This is a genomic window from Pseudomonas sp. RT4P38, from assembly GCF_054897765.1.
The window spans coordinates 960,611-980,424 of the sequence record NZ_CM142703.1 but is presented as its reverse complement, the minus strand read 5'-3'; the positions used below and the strand labels follow the sequence as shown (position 1 = coordinate 980,424).

General features: G+C 60.3%; 21 protein-coding genes. 14 read left to right on the top strand and 7 right to left on the bottom strand.

Annotated features, from left to right (window positions below; translation table 11 throughout):
• The first annotated feature begins 3 nt into the window (after nt 1-3).
• The 4 genes from ACYZT7_RS04430 to ACYZT7_RS04415 all read left to right on the top strand — a co-directional run bounded on the left by ACYZT7_RS04430 (nt 4) and on the right by ACYZT7_RS04415 (nt 4,725).
• The gene (locus ACYZT7_RS04430; protein WP_462040104.1) at nt 4-585 is read left to right on the top strand and encodes an IMPACT family protein; all 582 of its coding nucleotides are present in this window, start codon (nt 4-6) and stop codon (nt 583-585) included.
• A gap of 530 nt (nt 586-1,115) precedes the next feature.
• Complete coding sequence (locus ACYZT7_RS04425; protein WP_462040103.1) at nt 1,116-2,681, top strand: ABC transporter ATP-binding protein; 1,566 nt, start codon at nt 1,116-1,118, stop codon at nt 2,679-2,681.
• Nucleotides 2,682-2,692: 11 nt separating this feature from the next.
• Nucleotides 2,693-3,799, top strand: coding sequence for an ABC transporter permease (locus tag ACYZT7_RS04420; RefSeq protein ID WP_462040102.1), 1,107 nt, complete (start codon nt 2,693-2,695; stop codon nt 3,797-3,799).
• On the top strand, nt 3,799-4,725 hold the full coding sequence (locus ACYZT7_RS04415) for an ABC transporter permease (RefSeq protein WP_462040101.1): 927 nt from the start codon (nt 3,799-3,801) through the stop codon (nt 4,723-4,725). Before ACYZT7_RS04420 ends, ACYZT7_RS04415 begins: the two co-directional genes overlap by 1 nt.
• Before the next feature lie 57 nt (nt 4,726-4,782).
• On the opposite strand, the gene ACYZT7_RS04410 is transcribed toward ACYZT7_RS04415, so the two are convergent.
• Nucleotides 4,783-5,217: a hypothetical protein gene (locus ACYZT7_RS04410; RefSeq protein WP_462040100.1), complete on the bottom strand. Its 435-nt coding sequence runs from the start codon at nt 5,215-5,217 to the stop codon at nt 4,783-4,785.
• Nucleotides 5,218-5,299: 82 nt separating this feature from the next.
• On the opposite strand from ACYZT7_RS04410, the gene ACYZT7_RS04405 reads away from it, so the two are divergent.
• From ACYZT7_RS04405 to ACYZT7_RS04395, 3 genes are all read left to right on the top strand, one after another.
• A complete protein-coding gene (locus tag ACYZT7_RS04405) occupies nt 5,300-5,650 on the top strand; it encodes a MerR family transcriptional regulator (RefSeq protein ID WP_462041737.1) in 351 nt (116 codons plus the stop codon).
• Nucleotides 5,651-5,674: 24 nt separating this feature from the next.
• Nucleotides 5,675-6,361 carry an SDR family oxidoreductase gene (locus tag ACYZT7_RS04400; RefSeq protein ID WP_462040099.1) on the top strand — a complete coding sequence of 229 codons (687 nt, stop codon included), beginning with the start codon at nt 5,675-5,677 and terminating at the stop codon, nt 6,359-6,361.
• Nucleotides 6,362-6,589: 228 nt separating this feature from the next.
• On the top strand, nt 6,590-7,948 hold the full coding sequence (locus ACYZT7_RS04395) for an 8-oxoguanine deaminase (RefSeq protein WP_462040098.1): 1,359 nt from the start codon (nt 6,590-6,592) through the stop codon (nt 7,946-7,948).
• Nucleotides 7,949-8,071: 123 nt separating this feature from the next.
• On the opposite strand, the gene ACYZT7_RS04390 is transcribed toward ACYZT7_RS04395, so the two are convergent.
• Complete coding sequence (locus ACYZT7_RS04390; RefSeq protein ID WP_462040097.1) at nt 8,072-9,160, bottom strand: calcium:cation antiporter; 1,089 nt, start codon at nt 9,158-9,160, stop codon at nt 8,072-8,074.
• 310 nt (nt 9,161-9,470) lie between these two features.
• Here ACYZT7_RS04390 and ACYZT7_RS04385 point away from each other — a divergent pair, with 310 nt between their 5' ends.
• The 3 genes from ACYZT7_RS04385 (at nt 9,471) to ACYZT7_RS04375 (ending at nt 12,383) form a co-directional block, all read left to right on the top strand.
• Nucleotides 9,471-10,553, top strand: a complete 1,083-nt coding sequence (locus ACYZT7_RS04385; RefSeq protein WP_462040096.1) for a BMP family ABC transporter substrate-binding protein — start codon at nt 9,471-9,473, stop codon at nt 10,551-10,553.
• Between the two features lie 143 nt (nt 10,554-10,696).
• Entirely contained in the window at nt 10,697-11,350 is a 654-nt protein-coding gene (locus tag ACYZT7_RS04380) for a 2-oxoglutarate and iron-dependent oxygenase domain-containing protein (RefSeq protein WP_462040095.1), read from the top strand.
• Between the two features lie 79 nt (nt 11,351-11,429).
• A complete protein-coding gene (locus ACYZT7_RS04375) occupies nt 11,430-12,383 on the top strand; it encodes an adenosine deaminase (protein WP_462040094.1) in 954 nt (317 codons plus the stop codon).
• Between the two features lie 52 nt (nt 12,384-12,435).
• Here the strand turns inward: ACYZT7_RS04375 and ACYZT7_RS04370 are convergent, their stop codons facing one another.
• From ACYZT7_RS04370 to ACYZT7_RS04360, 3 genes are all read right to left on the bottom strand, one after another.
• Nucleotides 12,436-13,818 carry an MFS transporter gene (locus tag ACYZT7_RS04370; RefSeq protein ID WP_462040093.1) on the bottom strand — a complete coding sequence of 461 codons (1,383 nt, stop codon included), beginning with the start codon at nt 13,816-13,818 and terminating at the stop codon, nt 12,436-12,438.
• Nucleotides 13,819-13,945: 127 nt separating this feature from the next.
• Nucleotides 13,946-14,680 (bottom strand): ArsR/SmtB family transcription factor, encoded by a 735-nt coding sequence (locus tag ACYZT7_RS04365; protein ID WP_462040092.1) that lies wholly within the window; start codon nt 14,678-14,680, stop codon nt 13,946-13,948.
• A gap of 317 nt (nt 14,681-14,997) precedes the next feature.
• A complete protein-coding gene (locus tag ACYZT7_RS04360) occupies nt 14,998-15,927 on the bottom strand; it encodes a LysR family transcriptional regulator (protein ID WP_462040091.1) in 930 nt (309 codons plus the stop codon).
• Nucleotides 15,928-16,046: 119 nt separating this feature from the next.
• On the opposite strand from ACYZT7_RS04360, the gene ACYZT7_RS04355 reads away from it, so the two are divergent.
• The 3 genes from ACYZT7_RS04355 (at nt 16,047) to ACYZT7_RS04345 (ending at nt 17,711) form a co-directional block, all read left to right on the top strand.
• On the top strand, nt 16,047-16,340 hold the full coding sequence (locus ACYZT7_RS04355; protein WP_462040090.1) for a putative quinol monooxygenase: 294 nt from the start codon (nt 16,047-16,049) through the stop codon (nt 16,338-16,340).
• A 34-nt stretch (nt 16,341-16,374) separates the two neighbouring features.
• Nucleotides 16,375-17,388: a zinc-binding alcohol dehydrogenase family protein gene (locus tag ACYZT7_RS04350; RefSeq protein WP_462040089.1), complete on the top strand. Its 1,014-nt coding sequence runs from the start codon at nt 16,375-16,377 to the stop codon at nt 17,386-17,388.
• 152 nt (nt 17,389-17,540) lie between these two features.
• Entirely contained in the window at nt 17,541-17,711 is a 171-nt protein-coding gene (locus ACYZT7_RS04345; RefSeq protein ID WP_282376845.1) for a hypothetical protein, read from the top strand.
• An 8-nt stretch (nt 17,712-17,719) separates the two neighbouring features.
• Here the strand turns inward: ACYZT7_RS04345 and ACYZT7_RS04340 are convergent, their stop codons facing one another.
• Complete coding sequence (locus ACYZT7_RS04340) at nt 17,720-18,916, bottom strand: multidrug effflux MFS transporter (RefSeq protein ID WP_462040088.1); 1,197 nt, start codon at nt 18,914-18,916, stop codon at nt 17,720-17,722.
• Between the two features lie 95 nt (nt 18,917-19,011).
• Nucleotides 19,012-19,209 (bottom strand): heavy-metal-associated domain-containing protein, encoded by a 198-nt coding sequence (locus ACYZT7_RS04335; protein WP_462040087.1) that lies wholly within the window; start codon nt 19,207-19,209, stop codon nt 19,012-19,014.
• Nucleotides 19,210-19,356: 147 nt separating this feature from the next.
• Here ACYZT7_RS04335 and ACYZT7_RS04330 point away from each other — a divergent pair, with 147 nt between their 5' ends.
• Entirely contained in the window at nt 19,357-19,740 is a 384-nt protein-coding gene (locus ACYZT7_RS04330) for a hypothetical protein (protein ID WP_462040086.1), read from the top strand.
• Nucleotides 19,741-19,814 lie beyond the last annotated feature (74 nt).

The window sequence follows — 19,814 nt, the reverse complement described above, 5'->3', positions numbered from 1 at the left end:
CTTATGCCTTTTACCCTCAGCGGTTTTTGCGAGTACCGCGAAGAGATTCGCAAAAGCCGCTTCATCACTTTCGCCGCGCCGATCAGCAGCCCTGTTGAAGCCCAGGCGTTCATCGAACAGCACAGCGATGTGAATGCCTCGCACAATTGCTGGGCCTGGAAGCTTGGCGACCACTACCGCAGCACTGACGATGGCGAGCCCGGCGGCACCGCTGGCCGGCCGATTCTGGCGGCAATCGACGCGCAGGATTGCGATCAGGTCGCGGTGCTGGTGATTCGTTGGTATGGCGGCATTCAACTCGGCACCGGTGGCCTCGCCCGAGCGTATGGCGGCGGTGCCAACAAGTGCCTGCAAGCGGCGGCGAAGATTGAGTTGATCAGTCGGGTGCCGGTGAGTTGCGCCTGTGCTTTTGCAGAGTTGCCGCTGGTGAAGCTTCGGGTGGCGGAACTGGGTGGATTGGTGGTGGAAGAAACGTTCACGGCCAACGGCGTAGAGCTGCAATTGGCGATCGGCGAAGGCCAGATCGATACCCTGCAAACGCAGCTGGCGGATTTGAGCCGCGGGCGCATTTTGTTGCAGCACTAATCGCACCAACAACGTTCACAACCCCTTCGTCTAACCGGTGCATTTGCCCACATCTACTGTGCACCCGGCTGTGGATAACCTGAGCACACCCCGCTGTAACCCTTCTGTCATGCGGCTTTGCGGGCTTTGCTCACTTTTCGTTCAATTCACCATCAAAAAAGCTAAATCCACGTAAAAACAATTAGTTAGCTCGGTTTATCACCTTTAGAAGATAGCCACGCAGTGCTTATGCCCGAGCTTCGGGCTTGCGCACAAATACTGTGGAGCAATCTGTGGATAACCCGTTCATGACTGTCGCGGCCCCATGTCCGGCATGGCTTGCCGTCAGCTGCTCGTTTTTTGACCAAACACCCTGAGCAAAACCGGAGCCTGATCAACGGCTTTGCCCTCAAGTGGTGCCTGTTCGGGATCGACATAGGGCGAGTTGCCGTCTTCAAAGCCTTCACCTGTAACGCTTTTGAATTTTCCTGACTCAATGGCCAGGAAATTGCTTTGTCCACAGGCATCACTTCAATCGACCCGAGCCTGTCATGCCCAACCCCGCGCCGATCCCCGATCAAACACCTCGTCTGCAACTGCGCAACATCAGCAAGCGCTACCCCGGCTCCCTGGCCAACGATGCCATCGACCTGAGCATTGCACCGGGCGAAATCCACGCCCTGCTCGGCGAAAACGGCGCGGGCAAAAGTACCCTGATGAAGATCATCTACGGCGTCACCCACGCCGACTCCGGGGACGTAATCTGGCAAGGTCAACGCGTGGCCATGCGCAATCCGGCCCAGGCCCGCGGACTCGGGATCGGCATGGTGTTCCAGCACTTCTCGCTGTTCGAAACCCTGAGCGTGGCGCAGAACATTGCCCTAGCCATGGGCGCGGCGGCCGGCACACCGAAACAACTGGAACCGAAGATTCGTGAAGTGTCCCAGCACTATGGCATGGCGCTGGAGCCGGAACGACTGGTCCATAGCCTGTCGATCGGCGAACGCCAGCGCGTTGAAATCATTCGTTGCCTGATGCAGGACATTCGCCTGCTGATTCTCGATGAGCCGACCTCGGTGCTGACGCCGCAAGAGGCCGACGAATTGTTCGTCACCCTGCGTCGACTGGCGGCCGAGGGCTGCAGCATTCTGTTTATCAGCCACAAACTCGGTGAGGTTCGCGCGTTGTGCCACAGCGCCACGGTGTTGCGCGGCGGTCGAGTGGCCGGGCATTGCGTGCCGGCCGAGTACTCGGATCAGCAACTGGCGCGGTTGATGGTCGGTGAAGCGGCCGGGTTAATTGCCGATTATCCGAAGGTGATCGGCGGTGAAGCCTTTTTGAGTGTGAGCGGATTGTCCTGGCACAACCCCGACCCGTTCGGTTGCTCGCTGAAGGACATCGACCTCGAAGTACGCGGCGGCGAAATCGTCGGCATCGCCGGGGTGGCGGGCAATGGCCAGGATGAGTTGCTTGCGTTGCTCAGCGGCGAAGAACGCCTCCACTGCAATGACGGTAAAAGGATCAGTTTCGGCGGACAACCCGTCGCACATTTACGACCGGATGCGCGGCGCAAACTCGGTCTGGCATTCGTTCCCGCCGAGCGTCTGGGCCACGGTGCAGTGCCGGAACTCAGCCTGGCCGACAACGCCCTGCTCACTGCCTTTCAACAAGGGCTGGTCAGCAACGGCCTGATCCAGCGCGGTAAAGTCGAGGCGCTGGCCGAAGAAATCATCCGTCGCTTCGGCGTTAAAACACCCGACACCCAGACGCCCGCCCGCAGCCTGTCCGGCGGCAACTTGCAGAAATTCATCCTCGGCCGCGAAATCCTTCAGCAACCCAAACTGCTGGTGGCCGCGCACCCGACCTGGGGCGTGGACGTCGGCGCCGCCGCGACCATTCACCGAGCGCTGATTGCCTTGCGCGATGCCGGCGCGGCGATCCTGGTGATCTCCGAAGACCTCGACGAACTGTTCCAGATCAGCGACCGGCTCGGCGCCTTGTGCAGCGGTCGGCTGTCGGCGCTCAAGGCCACCGTCGACACCCGCCTGATCGATGTCGGCGGCTGGATGGCCGGCCAGTTCGACGCCCCTCAATCACCTGCACCCGCAACGGTTTAACGGAGTTTCACATGCTGCTTTCTCTCGAACCCCGTGGCCAGCAATCGCGCCTGATGTTGTGGTGCTCGCCGCTGCTGGCGGCTGTCCTGACGTTGGGCTGTGGCTCGCTGCTGTTTATCGCGTTGGGCCATGATCCGTTGTTGACCTTGCACACCTTGCTGATCGCACCGATCAGCGACCTGTATGGCGTCTCCGAACTGCTGGTCAAAGCGCTGCCAATTTTGCTCTGCGCGTTGGGGCTGGCGGTGGCGTACCAAGCACGAATCTGGAACATCGGCGCCGAAGGCCAATTGCTACTCGGCGCCCTGGCCGGCAGCGCGCTGGCGGTGAACATCATCGGCCTGCAAAGTCGCTGGGCGCTGGTGTTCATTCTGTTTACCGGCACCCTCACTGGCGCCGCGTCGGCCGGGTTGACGGCATGGTTGCGCACGCGCTTCAACGCCAATGAAATCCTCACCAGCATCATGCTCAATTACATCGCGTTGAACCTGCTGCTGTTCTGCGTGCACGGGCCGTTGAAAGACCCGGCCGGGTTCAACTTTCCGGAGTCGGCGATGTTTGGCGATGCCAGCCGATTGCCGCTTTTGATGGAGGACGGTCGAGTGCATGCCGGGGTGTATTTCGCGCTGCTGGCCTTGGTCGCGGTGTGGGTGTTGCTGCAGAAAAGCTTTGTCGGTTTCCAGATCAAAGTGCTCGGCCTGGACAAGCGCGCAGCGGGGTTCGTCGGCTTTCGCGAGAAGCGGCTGATCTGGCTGGCGCTGTTGATCAGCGGAGGATTGGCGGGGCTGGCCGGGGTGTGTGAAGTCACCGGGCCGATCGGCCAATTGGTACCGCAGGTCTCGCCCGGTTACGGCTATGCCGCGATCACCGTGGCGTTTCTCGGGCGGCTCAATCCCATCGGCATACTGTTTTCCAGCCTGTTGATGGCGCTGCTGTACATCGGCGGCGAGAACGCGCAGATGAGCATGAATCTGCCGCAAGCAATCACGCAATTATTCCAGGGGATGATGCTGTTTTTCCTGCTAGCCAGCGACGTGCTGATTCTCTACCGACCGCGCTTGAACCTGCGCTGGGCCCGTCGCGCGCAAGCTACCACCGTACACGCAGGAGCGCTGTGATGGATATCGATCTGCTGAGCAATATTTTCTACGCCATGGTCCGTTGCGGCACGCCGCTGCTGTTGGTGGCGCTGGGTGAATTGATCTGCGAGAAGAGCGGCGTTCTGAACCTCGGTCAGGAAGGCATGATGCTGTTTGGTGCGGTGATCGGTTTTATCGTCGCGCTGAACAGCGGCAACCTGTGGCTGGGCGTGTTGCTGGCGATGCTTGCCGGGATGTTGCTGTCGTCCCTGTTTGCGCTGGTGGCGCTGGTGTTCAACGCCAATCAGGTAGCCACCGGGTTGGCGCTGACGATTTTCGGCGTGGGCCTGTCGACGTTTGTCGGCGCGGCGTGGGTCGGTAAACCGTTGGCGGGTTTTGAACCGGTGGCGATTCCTTACTTGAGTGAGATTCCGTTGATCGGGCGGATGCTGTTTGCGCAGGATATGTTGGTGTACCTGTCGTTCGCGCTGTTTGCGCTGGTGGCGTGGGTGATTTTGAAAAGCCGCGTCGGGCTGATCATTCAGGCCGTCGGGGAAAACCCGGATGCGGCCAGTGCCATGGGCTTGCCGGTGTTGGGTCTGCGCACGTTGGCGGTGCTGTTTGGTGGGGCGATGGCGGGATTGGCCGGGGCTTATTTGTCGCTGGCCTACACGCCGATGTGGGCGGAGAACATGAGCGCCGGCCGGGGCTGGATTGCCCTGGCGCTGGTGGTGTTTGCCAGTTGGCGGGTGTGGCGATTGTTGCTGGGGGCGTATCAGTTCGGGCTCGCCAGCATCCTGCACCTGGTGGCGCAGGGGTTGGGGCTGGCGATTCCGTCGAGCCTGCTGGCGATGCTGCCGTATGTCGCGACTATTGTGGTGCTGGTGCTGTTGTCCCGGGATGCGCTGCGCACGCGGTTGTATGCGCCGATGTCATTGGGGCAACCGTGGCAGGGCGGGCATTAGCGGTTGCCTGCACCGGCCTCATCCCGAGCAATCGAGCGTCGACCGGCTGCTCCCACATTAGACCGAGTTCCCCTGTGGGAGCGAGCTTGCTCGCGATGACGCCTGCACTGGCAACACCTGAACAACGCCCCAAGCCAATTCAAAGAACAAGAAAATCACCAACAAAGAGCTGGCGCCATGGAGCAAGGCATAGAGCTGCAAAGCAGAAAACAGAAATCTACCGACCGCGTCATACCGCCCATACACCTGCTGCGGATCCCGAATCCGCAGCACCGCCCACACGCAGACAATCGATCCCAACAGATTGGCCATCAGCATGTGCATCGGCTCAAACGGCGGCAGATCGCCAGGCAAATTGAAAGCCAGACTCACACTCGCCAACACCCCATGCAACGCAGCAAAACTCCACGGCGTGATAAACGCCGCCGTCACGATCAAGTCGTACCAGGCGCTACCACGCACCAACCGGCGATATTGTGCTGAAGTCCACATTGGCATTGCTCCAAAAATTCAGGGAGCAACAAGGCTAAAGCCTGGAGTATGCTCCAGGGTCAAGCCCTCTCGAGACGTCATGATGCGCATCGGTGAATTAGCCCAGGCCAGCGCCGTCAGCCGCGACACGCTGCGCTTCTACGAGCAGCGTGGACTGATCGCGGCGCAACGCAGCGCCAACGGTTATCGCGACTATCCGCCGGACATGGTGCAACTGGTGCTGTACATCAAGACCGCACAGCGGTTGGGATTTACGCTCGCCGAGATCGGCAACAGCGTCGCCGCGCTATGGCAGTCGCCCGATCCGGACAGCGCCGTCACACAATTGCTGCAAGACAAACTCAAACTGATCGAAACCCGAATGGGCGAACTCGGCGCGCTGCGTCACGAGTTGCAACAACGGCTCGGGCAACGTTGTCCATTGAATCCCTGACCTCATTTATCAAGGAAGCCACTTATGTCTACGGTAAAAACCGCACTCATCATCGGCGCCTCCCGGGGCTTGGGCCTCGGCCTGGTGAAAACCCTGTTGGCCGACGGCTGGCAAGTCACCGCCACCGTGCGCAACCCGCAGAACGCCGAAGCCTTGCAGGCCTTGGGCAAGGTGCGGATCGAAAAACTCGACATGGACGATCAGCAGGCAGTCATCGCCCTGAACCAGCAGCTCAAGGGCGAAGTGTTTGACCTGCTATTCGTGAATGCCGGGGTCAAGGGGCCTGACGTTCAAACACCGGGGGGCGCGACCCTGGCCGAAGTCGGCCAACTGTTCTTCACCAATGCCGTGGCACCGATCAACCTGGCCCAGCGCTTCGTCGGGCAGATCCGCCCGGACAGCGGTGTGCTGGCGTTCATGAGTTCGGTGCTGGGCAGTGTGACCATGCCGGATGCGCCGGAGCTGGCGCTGTACAAGGCGAGTAAAGCGGCGCTGAACTCCATGACCAACAGCTTCGTCACTCAACTGGGCGAACAGAAACTCACCGTGCTGTCGTTGCATCCGGGTTGGGTGAAGACCGACATGGGCGGTGAAGGCGCGGACATTGATGTGGACACCAGCACCCGTGGGTTGGTCGATCAGGTGAATGCGTATACCGGCAAGGGCGGGCATCACTTCGTGAATTACAAAGGCGAAACCATTCCCTGGTAACCACCACCGTTCCCTGTGGGAGCGAGCTTGCTCGCGATAGCGGTTGCACATTCAACATCGATGTCGACCATTAGTCCGCTATCGCGAGCAAGCTCGCTCCCACACTGGATCTGCGGCGCGCAATCTGAGTAAACTCCGCACCTCGTCCCCGCGACGACCCTGGATCAGCAGACAGGGTAATCACTGAGCTGGCAACCCTGAACCCAACTTTCAGAGGAGCCGGCCAACATGCCTGCGACCCGTACCTGGTTAAAAAATCCCCTCGCGATCTTCACTGCCAATGGCCTCGATGCCCGTGGCGGCCTGGTGCTGCAAGACGGTTTGATCGTCGAAGTGCTCGGCGCTGGCCAGCAACCTTCTGCGCCTTGTGGACACGTATTCGATGCCCGCGAGCATGTGATCCTGCCGGGACTGATCAACACCCATCACCACTTCTATCAAACCCTGACCCGCGCCTGGGCGCCGGTGGTCAATCAGCCGTTGTTCCCGTGGCTGAAAACCCTCTACCCGGTCTGGGCCCGCCTCACACCTGAAAAACTCGCCCTCGCCAGCAAAGTCGCGTTGACCGAATTGCTGCTGTCTGGCTGCACCACCGCGGCCGATCACCATTACCTGTTTCCCGAAGGCCTGGAAAATGCGATCGACGTGCAGGTCGAGAGCGTCCGCGAACTGGGCATGCGCGCCATGTTGACGCGCGGCTCCATGAGCCTCGGTGAAAAGGACGGCGGCCTGCCGCCGCAGCAGACCGTGCAGGAAGGCGAAGTCATCCTCGCCGACAGTCAACGCTTGATCGCCGAGTACCACGAACGTGGCGACGGTGCGCAAATCCAGATCGCCCTCGCGCCGTGCTCGCCGTTCTCGGTGACCCCGGAAATCATGTCCGCCAGCGCCGAACTGGCGAACAAACTCGACGTGCGCCTGCACACCCATCTGGCCGAAACCCTCGACGAAGAAGACTTCTGTCTGCAACGTTTCGGGTTGCGCACCGTGGATTACCTGGACAGCGTCGGCTGGCTCGGCCCGCGCACCTGGCTCGCTCATGGTATCCATTTCAACCCGGACGAAATCGCTCGCCTCGGCGCCGCCGGCACCGGTATTTGCCATTGCCCGAGTTCGAACATGCGCCTGGCTTCCGGCATTTGCCCGACCCTGGACCTGACCGCTGCCGGCGCGTTGCTGGGCTTGGGCGTGGACGGTTCGGCGTCCAACGATGCGTCGAACATGATGCTGGAAACCCGGCAGGCGCTGTACATTCAGCGGCTGCGTTATGGCGCCGATAAGATCACGCCGGAACTGGTGCTGGGGTGGGCGACCAAGGGTTCGGCGAGTTTGCTCGGGCGTACCGATATCGGTGAACTGGCGGTGGGCAAGCAAGCGGATCTGGCACTGTTCAAGCTGGATGAACTGCGGTTCTCCGGCAGTCATGATCCGGTGTCGGCGTTGCTGCTGTGCGGCGCTGATCGGGCGGATCGGGTGATGGTCGGCGGCAAGTGGCGGGTGATTGATGGACAGGTTGAAGGGCTGGATCTGAAAGGCTTGATTGCCGATCACAGCCAGGCGGCTCGGCAGCTAATCGCCGGTACCTGACACAACACAAATCAAAACTGTGGGAGCGAGCTTGCTCGCGATAGCGGTGTGTCAGGCACTACTAATGCCAACTGAGACTCCGCTATCGCGAGCAAGCTCGCTCCCACAGGGGTTGTCGTTGTCCTAAAGACCCAGCAGCGACAACATGATGAACGTCGCAAACAACACAAAGTGGGTCATGCCTTCGATGGCGTTGGTTTCGCCATCGTTGAGGTTGATTGCGCTGACGATCAGGGTGAGGAAGATCATCACGGTCTGCACCGGGGTCATCGCCATCTGGAACGGCTGGCCGGTGTAGAGCGCCATCGCTTCCATCACCGGCACGGTCAGGATCACCGTCGACAGTGACGCGCCCATGGCGATGTTGACCACCGACTGCATGCGGTTGGCCAGTGCCGCCCGCAACGCCGTCAGAATTTCCGGCGCCGCCGAGATTGCCGCCACCAGAATCGCGGTGATCACTGGCGGTGCGCCCGTGCCTTCCAGGCCCAGATCGAGGGTCTTGGACATCACTTCGGCCAATGCGCCGATCACCACCACGCCGAATACCAATGTCCCAATACTCAACCCAAGACTGATGGGCTCAGGTTCTTCCTCCGGGACTATCTTGCGACGTTTTTCCGGGTAGCTGTAGCTGAAGAAATAACTGTGCGGCCCGACCTGCATGCGCAGGAACAGGGCGTAGAGCACGATCATCGCGCCGATGGTGAACGCCGAATAAATCTTCCAGTTGGCCTCGGGAATGAACTCCGGCACCACCATGGAAACACCCATGGCGGTGAGAATCATCACGCTGTAGCTGCGCGCCGAGTCGTCGTTATAGGACTGTTCGCCGTACTTGATCCCGCCCATCAATGCGGCCAGGCCGAGGATGCCGTTGATGTCGAGCATCACTGCCGAATAAATCGTGTCGCGCACCAAAGTCGGTGAGGCCTCGTTGCTCATCATGATCGCCAGAATCACCACTTCCACCAGCACCGCGGCCAGCGTCAGGATCATCGTGCCGTAGGGGTCGCCAACTTTTTCCGCGAGCAGTTCGGCGTGATGGGCGACGCGCATGGAGGCCGCGACGATGAATGCGATCAGCACCAGGCCGGCGGTCAACGCAATGGGTTGGCCGCTGTGCAGCATCCAGTGTTCCATCGGGTAAGCGATGAATGCTGCGATCAGGGCAAGCAACAAAAACTTTTCTTGCTTGAGGAGTGTGAGCATTGCGGGCCTTTTTGCCGTGTGAAGCGAAATCAGTGTGATGAGCTACTGACTGCGGGGCGGCGCTAACGTTTCGTTACACCTTAGCGCACCAGTGGATGGCGTGGATTGGCGGGGGCGCACCGGGATCGTTCTGTGATGGTCGGTCGGGCCTCTTCGCGGGCAAGCCTCGCTCCTACGGGTTTCGCATCGCTCTTGTAGGAGCGAGGCTTGCCCGCGAAGACCTTCACTCGGTCTGGAAAGATTTGTTGTCTTGTTGGTCAGCAATTTGCATTGGCCTTGCCAACCTCACAACACCATGGAGTTCAATTTCATGCACAAACGTCCGTTGAAGAAGCTGCTTTGCGCCGTCGTCGCAGCCATCGGTCTGAGCGCCAGCCTGACCGCCAGTGCCGCCGACCCGCTGAAAGTCGGCTTCGTCTATATCGGCCCGATCGGCGATCACGGCTGGACGTATCAGCATGAACAGGGGCGCAAGGCGCTGGCCGAAAAATTCGGCGAGCGGATCACCACTAACTATGTGGAGAACGTCGCCGAAGGTGCCGACGCCGAGCGGGTGATCCGCAACATGGCCAAGGACAACTACGACCTGATCTTCACCACGTCCTTCGGCTACATGAACCCGACCCTGAAAGTCGCCAAACAATTTCCCAAGGTGACCTTCGAACACGCCACCGGCTATAAGCAGGACAAGAACCTCGGCACCTATCTGGCGCGCACGTATGAAGGTCGCTACGTCGGCGGTTTCCTTGCGGCGAAGATGACCAAAACCAAGAAGATTGGTTACGTCGCCTCCTTCCCGATCCCGGAAGTGATCCGCGACATCAACGCCATCCAACTGGCCCTGAACAAGTACAACCCGGGCACCGAGATCAAGGTGGTGTGGGTCAACTCCTGGTTCGATCCGGGCAAAGAGGCCGATGCCGCCAACGCGTTGATCGATCAGGGCGTGGACGTGGTGTTCCAGCACACCGACAGTCCGGCACCGATCCAGGCCGCCGAACGTCGCGGTGTGTATGCCGTGGGCTACGCTTCGGACATGGCGCACTTCGGGCCGAAAGCGGTGCTGACGTCCATCGTCAACGACTGGGGCCCGCACTACATTCAGGCGACCCAAAGCGTGCTCGACCACACGTGGAAGTCGCAGGATTACTGGGGTGGTTTGAAGGAAGGCACGATTGAGTTGCCGATCAGCGATCTGGTGCCGGCGGCGGTGAAAGCCGAGGCAGAGCAGATCATTGCCGACATCAAAAGCGGTGCTTTCCACCCGTTCACCGGACCGATCAAGGATCAGGCAGGCGCCGAGAAAATCGCGGCGGGCGCGACGGCGAGCAATGCGGAGCTGGCATCGATGAACTACTACGTCGAAGGCATGAAAGCCGACATGCCGAAGTAACTCCCGAGGCGAACACAGAACCCCTGTGGGAGCGAGCTTGCTCGCGATGAGGCCATTACATTCAGCATCACCGTTGACTGTAAGTCCGCCATCGCGAGCAAGCTCGCTCCCACAAAAAGCTCATTTCACATCAGGAATGCAGTATGAACAGCCTTCCCATCATCGACATCTGCCCGCTCTACAGCGATGACCAAACCGCCTGGCAATCAATCGCCACGCAAATCGACCATGCCTGCCGCGAGTGGGGCTTCTTCTACATCAAGGGTCACCCGATCAGCGCCGCGCGCATTAACGCCGTGCTCGACAACGCCCAACGTTTCTTCTCCCTGCCCGCCGCCGAAAAACTCAAGATCGACATCACCCAGACCCGCCACCACCGAGGTTACGGCGCCATCGCCACCGAACAACTCGACCCGAGCAAACCCAGCGACCTGAAAGAAACCTTCGACATGGGCCTGCACCTGCCGGCCGATCACCCTGACGTACTGGCGGAAAAACCGTTGCGCGGCCCCAACCGTCATCCGTCGATGCCCGGCTGGGAATCGCTGATGGAGCAGCACTACGTCGACATCCGTTATCTGTCGACGCCGCACCGGGTAATCAGCCCGCTGGGCGTGGACCGTTACTCAATGCCGTTCTTTGCCGAGCCGCACCCGGATACGGCCATCGAATGCCTGCCCGGCTGTCAGGATGAACGGCACCCGGCAAAGTATCCGGCCACCACCTGCGCCGAATTCCTGCTCTCGCGCTTCGCCGACACCTACGCCTATCGACGGGAACAGGAAGCGGTGGGATGAACCGGCTGGTCAGGTTTTACTAATTGTTTCCACGAGCATCTGTAGAATGCACGCCATCTGCACCTGATGAGAAAAGACTATGTACGACTGGCTGAACGCCCTGCCCAAGGCAGAACTGCACCTGCACCTTGAGGGTTCGCTGGAGCCTGAGCTGCTGTTCGCCCTGGCCGAACGTAACAAGATCGCCCTGCCGTGGAGCGACGTCGAAACCCTGCGCAAGGCCTACGCCTTCAACAACCTGCAAGAGTTTCTCGACCTGTATTACCGGGGGGCCGACGTGTTGCGCACCTCTCAGGACTTCTACGACCTGACCTGGGCTTATCTGTTGCGTTGCAAGGCGCAGAACGTGATTCACACCGAACCGTTTTTCGACCCGCAGACCCACACCGACCGTGGCATACCGTTCGAAGTGGTGCTCAACGGCATCGCCGCCGCGCTGAACGATGGTGAGCAGCAACTGGGCATCACCAGCGGTTTGATCCTGAGCTTCCTGCGCCACTTGAGCGAAGAAGAAGCCGAGAAAACCCTCGATCAGGCGCTGCCGTTCCGTGATGCGTTTGTCGCCGTCGGCTTGGACAGTTCGGAAATGGGTCATCCGCCGAGCAAGTTCCAGCGCGTGTTCGATCGCGCTCGGCACGAAGGCTTCCTGACCGTCGCCCACGCAGGTGAAGAAGGCCCGCCCGAGTACATCTGGGAAGCCCTCGACCTGCTGAAAATCCAGCGCATCGACCATGGCGTGCGCGCCATCGAAGACGAGCGTTTGATGCAGCGGATTATCGACGAGCAAATCCCGTTGACCGTGTGCCCGTTGTCGAACACCAAACTCTGCGTGTTCGATCACATGTCTCAGCACAACATTCTCGACATGCTGGAACGTGGTGTGAAAGTGACCGTGAACTCGGATGACCCGGCGTACTTCGGCGGTTATGTCACCGAGAACTTCCATGCGCTGTATACCCATTTGGGTATGACCCAGGATCAGGCCAAGCGTCTGGCGCAGAACAGCCTGGATGCTCGGTTGGTCAAACCGTAGGACTCACCACATAACCACTGTGGGAGCGAGCTTGCTCCCACAGGGTTTGTGTTTAGCCAACGGCTACCGGCTCAGTCAATTCCTCCAGCGTCTTGCCCCGGGTCTCCATCCCGAACACCCAGACCACCCCCGCCGCAATCGCAAAACACATCGCCCCCAGCGCAAACACCCCACCCTGCCCGGTCATCGGGAACACCAGCCCGGTCACCAATGGCCCGAGTAACGAACCCACGCGGCCAATCGCCGAAGCGAACCCCGAGCCCGTGGCCCGCGCCGATGTCGGGTACAACTCCGGCGTGTAGGTGTAAAGCACCGCCCACATACCAAACAGAAAGAACTGCATCAGCAGCCCCGATGCGATCAACAGGCTGACGTTGCCGCCAAACACCGCGCTCTGACCATAAAGAAACGCCATCACCCCGCCGCCGAGCAACGTCACCACGCACACCGGTTTACGCCCCCAACGCTCTACCAGCCAGGCGGCCATCAGGAAACCGGGAATCCCGCCGAGGGAAATCAACACCGTGTAATACACCGACTGGGTCACGGCAAAACCCGACTGCTGCAGCAAGGCACTGAGCCAGGACGTCAGGCCATAGAAACCCAGCAAGGCAAAGAACCAGACGCTCCAGATCATCATCGTGCGCTGGCGATACAGCGGCGACCAGATTTGCTGCAATGCGGAAAAGAAATTACCAGGCGTACTGGCCACTCTCGGAAGGCGGATCGGCTCAGGCAGATCCGAACGTCCCAGAGATGCCCGGACCCGATCTTCGATGCGCAGCAAGACCTTGTCTGCCACGTCATGGTGCCCGGCCTGTTCCAGCCAGCGCGGTGATTCTGGAATGAAAAAGCGAATCGCCAGGACAAACACCGCCGGTACCGCCAACACCAGGAAGATGTCCCGCCAGCCAATCACCGGCAGCAGGAAGTACGACAGCACGCCGGCGGCGACGAAGCCCAGCGGCCAGAAACCGTCCATCAACGCAATGTAACGCCCGCGCCCTTTGGCTGGAATCAGCTCCGAGAGCATCGACTGCGCGATGGGAAACTCCATGCCCATGCCGATCCCCAGCAGGATACGAAACAACGTCAGCGTTTCGACGTTCTGCGCCGTAGAGCACAGATAACTGGCTATCCCCCACAACACGATGCTCCACTGGAACACCGGTTTGCGGCCGAAGCGGTCGGCGAGCATGCCGGACAGTGACGCCCCGACGACCATGCCGAAAAAGCTCGAACTGGCCAGCAACCCGGCCTGTGCCGTGCTCAGGCCAAACTCGGTTTTGATCGAGCCGAGCAGGAAAGTCATCATCGCCAGATCCATGGAGTCGAAGAAAAACGCCAGGGCAATGATGATGAAAATGATCCGGTGATAGCCGCTGATGGGCAGCCGTTCCAGTCGTTCTGCCGCGCTGAAGTCTCGTGTTTCCATGCCACATCCCCTCAATCCGAAAGTCCCCGGACGAGTGTGCGCGATAGCCGCTGGGGGTTACTGCTGGATGCGACCTGTTCGCAGCTCTGAACGACGCCCGAAGCTTCGGACGTCGATCTCGATGCGTCTACAACGCCATTTCCAGCTCGGTTTCCTTGGCGAACCGATGGATTTCACGCTGCCCCGCGGCGGTGATCTGCAAGGCTCGCGAATCGTTGGGCAGGCTCAACCAACCGGACTGCATGAACAATTGCAGCAACGCCGCCCCCAGTGATCCGCCCATGTGTGGGCGTCTTTCGCTCCAGTCCGGACAAGCGCAAGCGACTCGGCTGTTGCGATGGGCCAGCGCCTGGATGAACACACCCCGCGTCGCCAATTGCGTGGCGCCCTTGTGAGTGATCATGACCCGCTGATCGGACTGTTCGATCCAGCCCGCATCCAGCAGGCGCTGATAAAGATCGGCGGCAAGGGTGCCGCCCAGATGGTCGTCGCAAAGCCTGGCGCGCAATAATGACGAAGGCGCCACCGGAGGTTTGGCGAGGGGGGCCGTGCGCTTGAAAACGTCCGGGATTTCCCGAGGCGTGCTGGCCAGGGTGGCGCTGGCCAGTGCCTCTATCGCGGCACCCACTTCGGGCGCAGCAAGACGGAAGAACCGCTTGCGGCCGCGGATTTCGACTTTCAACAGACCTCCGGCGGACAAACGCCCCAGATGTGCACTGGCCGAAGACGGTGACAGGCCGGCCAACAAGGCCAGCTCTTCGCTTTGCCGCGCCGAGCCGTCCATCAAGGCCCACATCATTGCGCTTCGCTTTGGGTCAGCCAGCAGCGTGGCGATCTGGCTGATGCAAGGTGCATGTTCCATGTATTCACTCCCTGTTGAATCGTTTCGTCTACTGCTCAGAGACATCTTGACCAGTAATGTGTCGTCGGCCAAGGCGAGGAAACCGCCATAACCCGGGCAAAGCCTGCCAATCGCACAGGCCATTGCTTCGCAGGTTTCGCAAAGCCGCGGCGATTGACCATGGGGCCTGGCTGACTCGGATGTGGACTCGCCATTGCGAGATCGACGGTGCGTACATGAGGCGAGCGCTAGTATAGGCGGGTTATCCGCCGGTTCCTGCCCTTGGGAAACCATTGGTGGTGATAGTTCCTGAGTGAAATTTCGCTATTTGCCTGCGACTAATGATCGGGGCCCGATAACGTCGGAAATTGGCTACGCAACCGGGCGCATCGGCTGGCGAGCATTTCCCGCAAAAGGTTCACCGGCTTACTCAATTGTGCGCGATGGGCGCACAACAAATTCAGCGGTGCGCGCTCACAGAGCAGTTCCGGCATGAGCACTTTCAATCGACCGGCCAGCACATCGGCGGCGACATCAAGCCAGGATTTGTAGGCAATCCCGGCACCCGCCACGGCCCACAGCCGCACGACATCGGCATCATCGCTGAATCGATCGCCGCTGACGGTCAGGCTGACCTCGCGCTTGCCGTCGTGAAAACTCCAATGATCGTGGACCCGGCTGCCGAGCATGAACAGCAGGCAATTGTGCTGAGCCAGTTGCTCCAGTTGTCGCGGCTCGCCATGACGGGCCAGGTAATTCGGGGCGGCACAGAGGACGCGGCGGTTCTGCGGGGCGATGGGCAGCGCCACCAGGCTTGAGTCTTCCGGCTCGCCGTAACGCAGGGCGATGTCCACCGGTTGGCGGAACAGGTCGGCGATGCGATCGCCCAGCAGCAGGCGCACCGTGAGTTTGGGATGCTCGCGCTGAAACTCGTCCAACCATGGCAACAGCAGATTGCGGCCAAAGTCCGAAGGCGCCGACAGCTGCAAAATCCCGCTGACCTGGTCCTGACCGCTGGCCAATAAACGGCGCCCCTCATCAAGATTGCTCAAGGCGGCCCGAGCGTATTCGAGAAACCCCTCGCCTTCAGCGGTCAACCGCAGGCTGCGGGTAGAACGGGCGAGCAACCGCGCGCCGAGCTGCTGTTCGATGCGCTTCAACGCCGCACTGGCCACCGCGGCCGACATGTCCATCCCACGCGCCGCCGCAGACAGACTGCCCAGGTCCGCCGCCCGGACAAACAACTGCAAGTCATCGAAACGCAGCATTTTTCAGCCTCGATTATCAAAAAAATATTGAAAGAGACTGCTCTTTTAGCGGGTTTTATCTTGCAGAGAAATAGCCAATCATCCATCCCATCGAATTCATCCCGTTCCCGGAGTCGAACATGTCCCAACCTTTTACCGCTATCGCCACCCTCATCGCCAAAGCCGGCCAGCAGGACGCCCTCGAACAGCACCTGCGGGCGCTGCTGGAACCGACCCGCGCCGAGGCCGGTTGCGGTCAATACGACTTGCACCAGGACCTCGCCAATCCTCACGCCTTCTACATGATCGAACACTGGAGCAGCGACGAAGCCCTGCAAGCTCACGACGCCAGCGCGCATATCCAGAACTTCCGCGACAAGGCCGGCGACTTTCTCGAACACTTCGACCTCAAGCGCCTGCGTTCCATCGCCTGATTTCTGCCTTCTTTATTACTGTTCAGGAGCCCCAATGAAAGCCATTGCCTACTACGCCTCCTTGCCCATCAGCGACTCAAACTCGCTGCAAGACATCGAACTGCCGGAACCGGTTGCCGGCCCGCGCGACCTGTTGGTGGAAGTCAAAGCCATCTCGGTCAACCCGGTGGACACCAAAGTGCGCCAGAACGTCCAGCCCGAAGGTGGCGCGGCGAAAGTGCTGGGCTGGGACGTGGCCGGGGTGGTCAAGGCCGTCGGTAATGAAGTAACGCTGTTCAAGGCCGGCGACAAAGTCTTCTACGCCGGCTCCATCGCCCGCGCTGGCGGCAACAGCGAACTGCACGTGGTAGACGAGCGGATCGTCGGCCATATGCCGAAAACCCTCGGTTTCGCCGAAGCCGCCGCGCTGCCGCTGACTGCTATCACCGCGTGGGAATTACTCTTCGAGCGTCTGCAAGTGCGTGAAGGCAAAACCGATGAAGGCCAGAGCCTTTTGATCGTCGGTGCCGCGGGCGGTGTGGGATCGATCCTCACGCAATTGGCCAGCCAGCTCACCGGGCTGAAAGTCATCGGCACGGCTTCCCGCCCGCAAACCCAGAGCTGGGTTCGAGAGCTGGGTGCCGACCTTGTGATCGATCACAGCCAGCCGTTGAGCGAAGAACTCAAACGCGCCGGCCTCGACCAGGTGACCCACGTCGCCAGCCTGACCCAGACCGATCACCACCTGGATCAATTGGTCGAGGCACTGGCGCCGCAAGGCAAACTGGCCCTGATTGATGATCCGAAGGCGCTGGACGTGACCAAGCTCAAGCGCAAGAGCCTGTCGCTGCACTGGGAGTTCATGTACACCCGCTCGCTGTTCGAAACTGCAGACATGATCGAGCAGCACAAACTGCTCAACCGCGTTGCGCAGCTGATCGACGCCGGGACGCTGAAAACCACGGTCGGCGAGCACTTCGGGACCATCAATGCGGCGAACCTGCGTCGTGCCCATGAACTGCTGGAAAGCGGTAAGTCCAAGGGCAAGATTGTGCTCGAAGGGTTCTAATGCGAGACGGCATCGGTGTCGTCCAGGGGAGGATGACACCGTCAGTCAGAAGATTGACCGTTGTCACAATTGCGATCGTATTCGGGTCTACAATCTTGAACTCTGCGGTGCAATCTTTTATGTGACATCTTTTACGAGAGGAGAGATCAGCAATGAAGATCCTGATAAAAGAATTGGCAAAATCCCAGTGGCAGGTCCGCCTGGACCAACACGCCGTGACATTCCGCAGCGAAGCCGAAGCTCGCGCCTTCACCCGCACCCTTGAAGCGCGACTACAAGCACCTCATCAAATTAATGAACACCAGCAGCGCGCTGCTGGCTAAGTTTGTCCTCAGACCTGGGCGTGAGCCAGTGCCCGGGCATTTTGCAAACGTCGGGTGAGCATCGCCACGCTCACCACCAGAATTGCGCACAGGCTGATGACCATGGCCATCGGCATGGCGCTGCCATCGTGTAAAACACCCACCAGTGTTGCTGCCCCGGCGGCGACGCTGAATTGCAGGCATCCGAGCATCGCCGATGCACTGCCGGCGCGAGCGCCCTGCCCGTTCATGGCGCAGGCCGAAGCGTTGGGAAGGATGCAACCGAGGCTGGCGATACAGATAAACAGCGGAATCAGCAACGGCCATAACTGCGCGGTGTGCAACGAACTGACGGCCAGCAGTGCCAGACCCGCGCCGAGGTAGATCCACACGGTGCGCACCAGCAGAAACGCCGGGCCACGCTTGGCCAGCAGTCGCGCATTCACCTGCGCCACCAGAATGAAACCCGCCGCATTGGTCCCGAACAACCAGCCGAAATGCTCGGCCGGTACGCCATAAAGCTTGATGAAAACGAACGGTGAACCGGCGATGTAGGCAAACATCCCGGCGATGGCGATGCCACCGGTCAAGGCGTGGCCAAGGAACAACGGATCCGACAACAGTCGACCGTACTGACGCAACGCGCCGGACAACGGTTGACGCGGCACATGGGCTGGCAGACTTTCCGGCAGCCCGAGCGCCACGGCCAACCCTGCCAGCGCACTGAAACCGCTCAGCACAAGAAAGATCGACTGCCAGCCCGTGGTGTTGACCAACAGCCCGCCCAGCATTGGCGCAAGAATCGGCGCCAGGCCCATCACCAGCATCAGCTGCGAAAAGACTTTCGCCGAACCCACCGCATCGCATTTATCGCTGACCACCGCGCGGGCGATCACCATCCCCGCGCACCCACCCAGCGCCTGAATAAAACGTGCGCCAATCAGCCATTCGAGATTCGGCGCATAGGCACACGCCAGGGAGGCTGCGGTGAACAGGCCGACGCCAGTCAGCAAGGGAATGCGTCGCCCGAAGCGATCCGCCACCGGGCCGTAAGCCAGCTGACCGATGGACAAGCCCAGGAAATACGCCGCCAAGGTCAGCTGAACGTGCTTTTCATCGGTGCCGAAGGCGAGCGCCATCGCCGGGAAGGCCGGCAGATAGAAATCGATCGCCAGCGGACCGAAGGCGCTCAAGGCGCCAAGAATCAAAATGGTACGAAGGTTCATCAGGCATCCAGTTGGACATGAGGTCGGCAGCCCGACAGTCTAGCCGCGCATGGACGCCTTGAACATTCCGTTAGGTCGCTAACTATTAAAAAGCTTCAGGCGACTTTCGCCTCGTAACCTTCTTCGATGATCACCGCGATCACTTGATCCGCCGTCAACGCACTGTCGACGCCGACTTCTTTCGCAGCCAGATCGATACGCACGCTGGCCTCAGGGTCCCTGGCTTGCAGCGCCTGAGTGATGGCTTTGACGCAGTGACCGCAGGACATGCCTTGAACGTTGAACACTTGCATGGGATGACTCCTTGAGTGAGGTTGCGTGCAGTCTCGAGCTTGCCACCATGGCAAGGTCAAGTTCTGAAGTGAGCTGCCGGGCTGGCAATCGGCGTCGCGCTCGGCCAAGCTGCGTCCATCAATGACTCGACATCAGGAGATTCAGCCATGCGCTGGTCAGCTCTCAGCCTGTTTGGCTTTCTCAGCCTTTTCGCCGTCGCGCCCTCGGTCAATGCGGCCGGGGAGGATTACGGCGTACTGATCATTTCCCGCGAGCGCCTGGAAGTCTCGACCAGCTGCGAGATTGGCGTGTATATCCAGGATCAGTTGTCGGCGCGGTTATTCCAGGAACAAAGCACCTCGTTCAACCTGCCGCCGGGCAATGTGTCCCTGCGCCTGAAACTGCTGCCGGGCCAGGCGCCGGGTTGCAACCCAGGCATGCTCGCTCCCGGTTCGCAGAACATCACGCTCAAGGCCGGTGACGTGCTGAAGTTCCGGATTGCGATGACGCAGGAAGGGATGTACCTGAAACCCACTGCCCTCGACTATTGATCGCCACACCGATCGTTCCCACGCTCTGCGTGGGAATGCAGCCCGGGACGCTCCGCGTCCCATTTAAAAGCCGA

Bases quoted from the DNA above. Each gene is read 5' to 3' on its own strand.
- ACYZT7_RS04330 (WP_462040086.1), top strand. From the start codon at position 19,357: ATGCGCTGGTCAGCTCTCAGCCTGTTTGGCTTTCTCAGCCTTTTCGCC.
- ACYZT7_RS04380 (WP_462040095.1), top strand. From the start codon at position 10,697: ATGAACAGCCTTCCCATCATCGACATCTGCCCGCTCTACAGCGATGAC.
- ACYZT7_RS04410 (WP_462040100.1), bottom strand. From the start codon at position 5,217: ATGTGGACTTCAGCACAATATCGCCGGTTGGTGCGTGGTAGCGCCTGG.
- ACYZT7_RS04350 (WP_462040089.1), top strand. From the start codon at position 16,375: ATGAAAGCCATTGCCTACTACGCCTCCTTGCCCATCAGCGACTCAAAC.
- ACYZT7_RS04385 (WP_462040096.1), top strand. From the start codon at position 9,471: ATGCACAAACGTCCGTTGAAGAAGCTGCTTTGCGCCGTCGTCGCAGCC.
- ACYZT7_RS04395 (WP_462040098.1), top strand. From the start codon at position 6,590: ATGCCTGCGACCCGTACCTGGTTAAAAAATCCCCTCGCGATCTTCACT.
- ACYZT7_RS04425 (WP_462040103.1), top strand. From the start codon at position 1,116: ATGCCCAACCCCGCGCCGATCCCCGATCAAACACCTCGTCTGCAACTG.
- ACYZT7_RS04360 (WP_462040091.1), bottom strand. From the start codon at position 15,927: ATGCTGCGTTTCGATGACTTGCAGTTGTTTGTCCGGGCGGCGGACCTG.
- ACYZT7_RS04375 (WP_462040094.1), top strand. From the start codon at position 11,430: ATGTACGACTGGCTGAACGCCCTGCCCAAGGCAGAACTGCACCTGCAC.
- ACYZT7_RS04345 (WP_282376845.1), top strand. From the start codon at position 17,541: ATGAAGATCCTGATAAAAGAATTGGCAAAATCCCAGTGGCAGGTCCGC.
- ACYZT7_RS04335 (WP_462040087.1), bottom strand. From the start codon at position 19,209: ATGCAAGTGTTCAACGTTCAAGGCATGTCCTGCGGTCACTGCGTCAAA.
- ACYZT7_RS04370 (WP_462040093.1), bottom strand. From the start codon at position 13,818: ATGGAAACACGAGACTTCAGCGCGGCAGAACGACTGGAACGGCTGCCC.
- ACYZT7_RS04405 (WP_462041737.1), top strand. From the start codon at position 5,300: ATGCGCATCGGTGAATTAGCCCAGGCCAGCGCCGTCAGCCGCGACACG.
- ACYZT7_RS04400 (WP_462040099.1), top strand. From the start codon at position 5,675: ATGTCTACGGTAAAAACCGCACTCATCATCGGCGCCTCCCGGGGCTTG.
- ACYZT7_RS04415 (WP_462040101.1), top strand. From the start codon at position 3,799: ATGGATATCGATCTGCTGAGCAATATTTTCTACGCCATGGTCCGTTGC.
- ACYZT7_RS04355 (WP_462040090.1), top strand. From the start codon at position 16,047: ATGTCCCAACCTTTTACCGCTATCGCCACCCTCATCGCCAAAGCCGGC.
- ACYZT7_RS04420 (WP_462040102.1), top strand. From the start codon at position 2,693: ATGCTGCTTTCTCTCGAACCCCGTGGCCAGCAATCGCGCCTGATGTTG.
- ACYZT7_RS04430 (WP_462040104.1), top strand. From the start codon at position 4: ATGCCTTTTACCCTCAGCGGTTTTTGCGAGTACCGCGAAGAGATTCGC.
- ACYZT7_RS04365 (WP_462040092.1), bottom strand. From the start codon at position 14,680: ATGGAACATGCACCTTGCATCAGCCAGATCGCCACGCTGCTGGCTGAC.
- ACYZT7_RS04390 (WP_462040097.1), bottom strand. From the start codon at position 9,160: ATGCTCACACTCCTCAAGCAAGAAAAGTTTTTGTTGCTTGCCCTGATC.
- ACYZT7_RS04340 (WP_462040088.1), bottom strand. From the start codon at position 18,916: ATGAACCTTCGTACCATTTTGATTCTTGGCGCCTTGAGCGCCTTCGGT.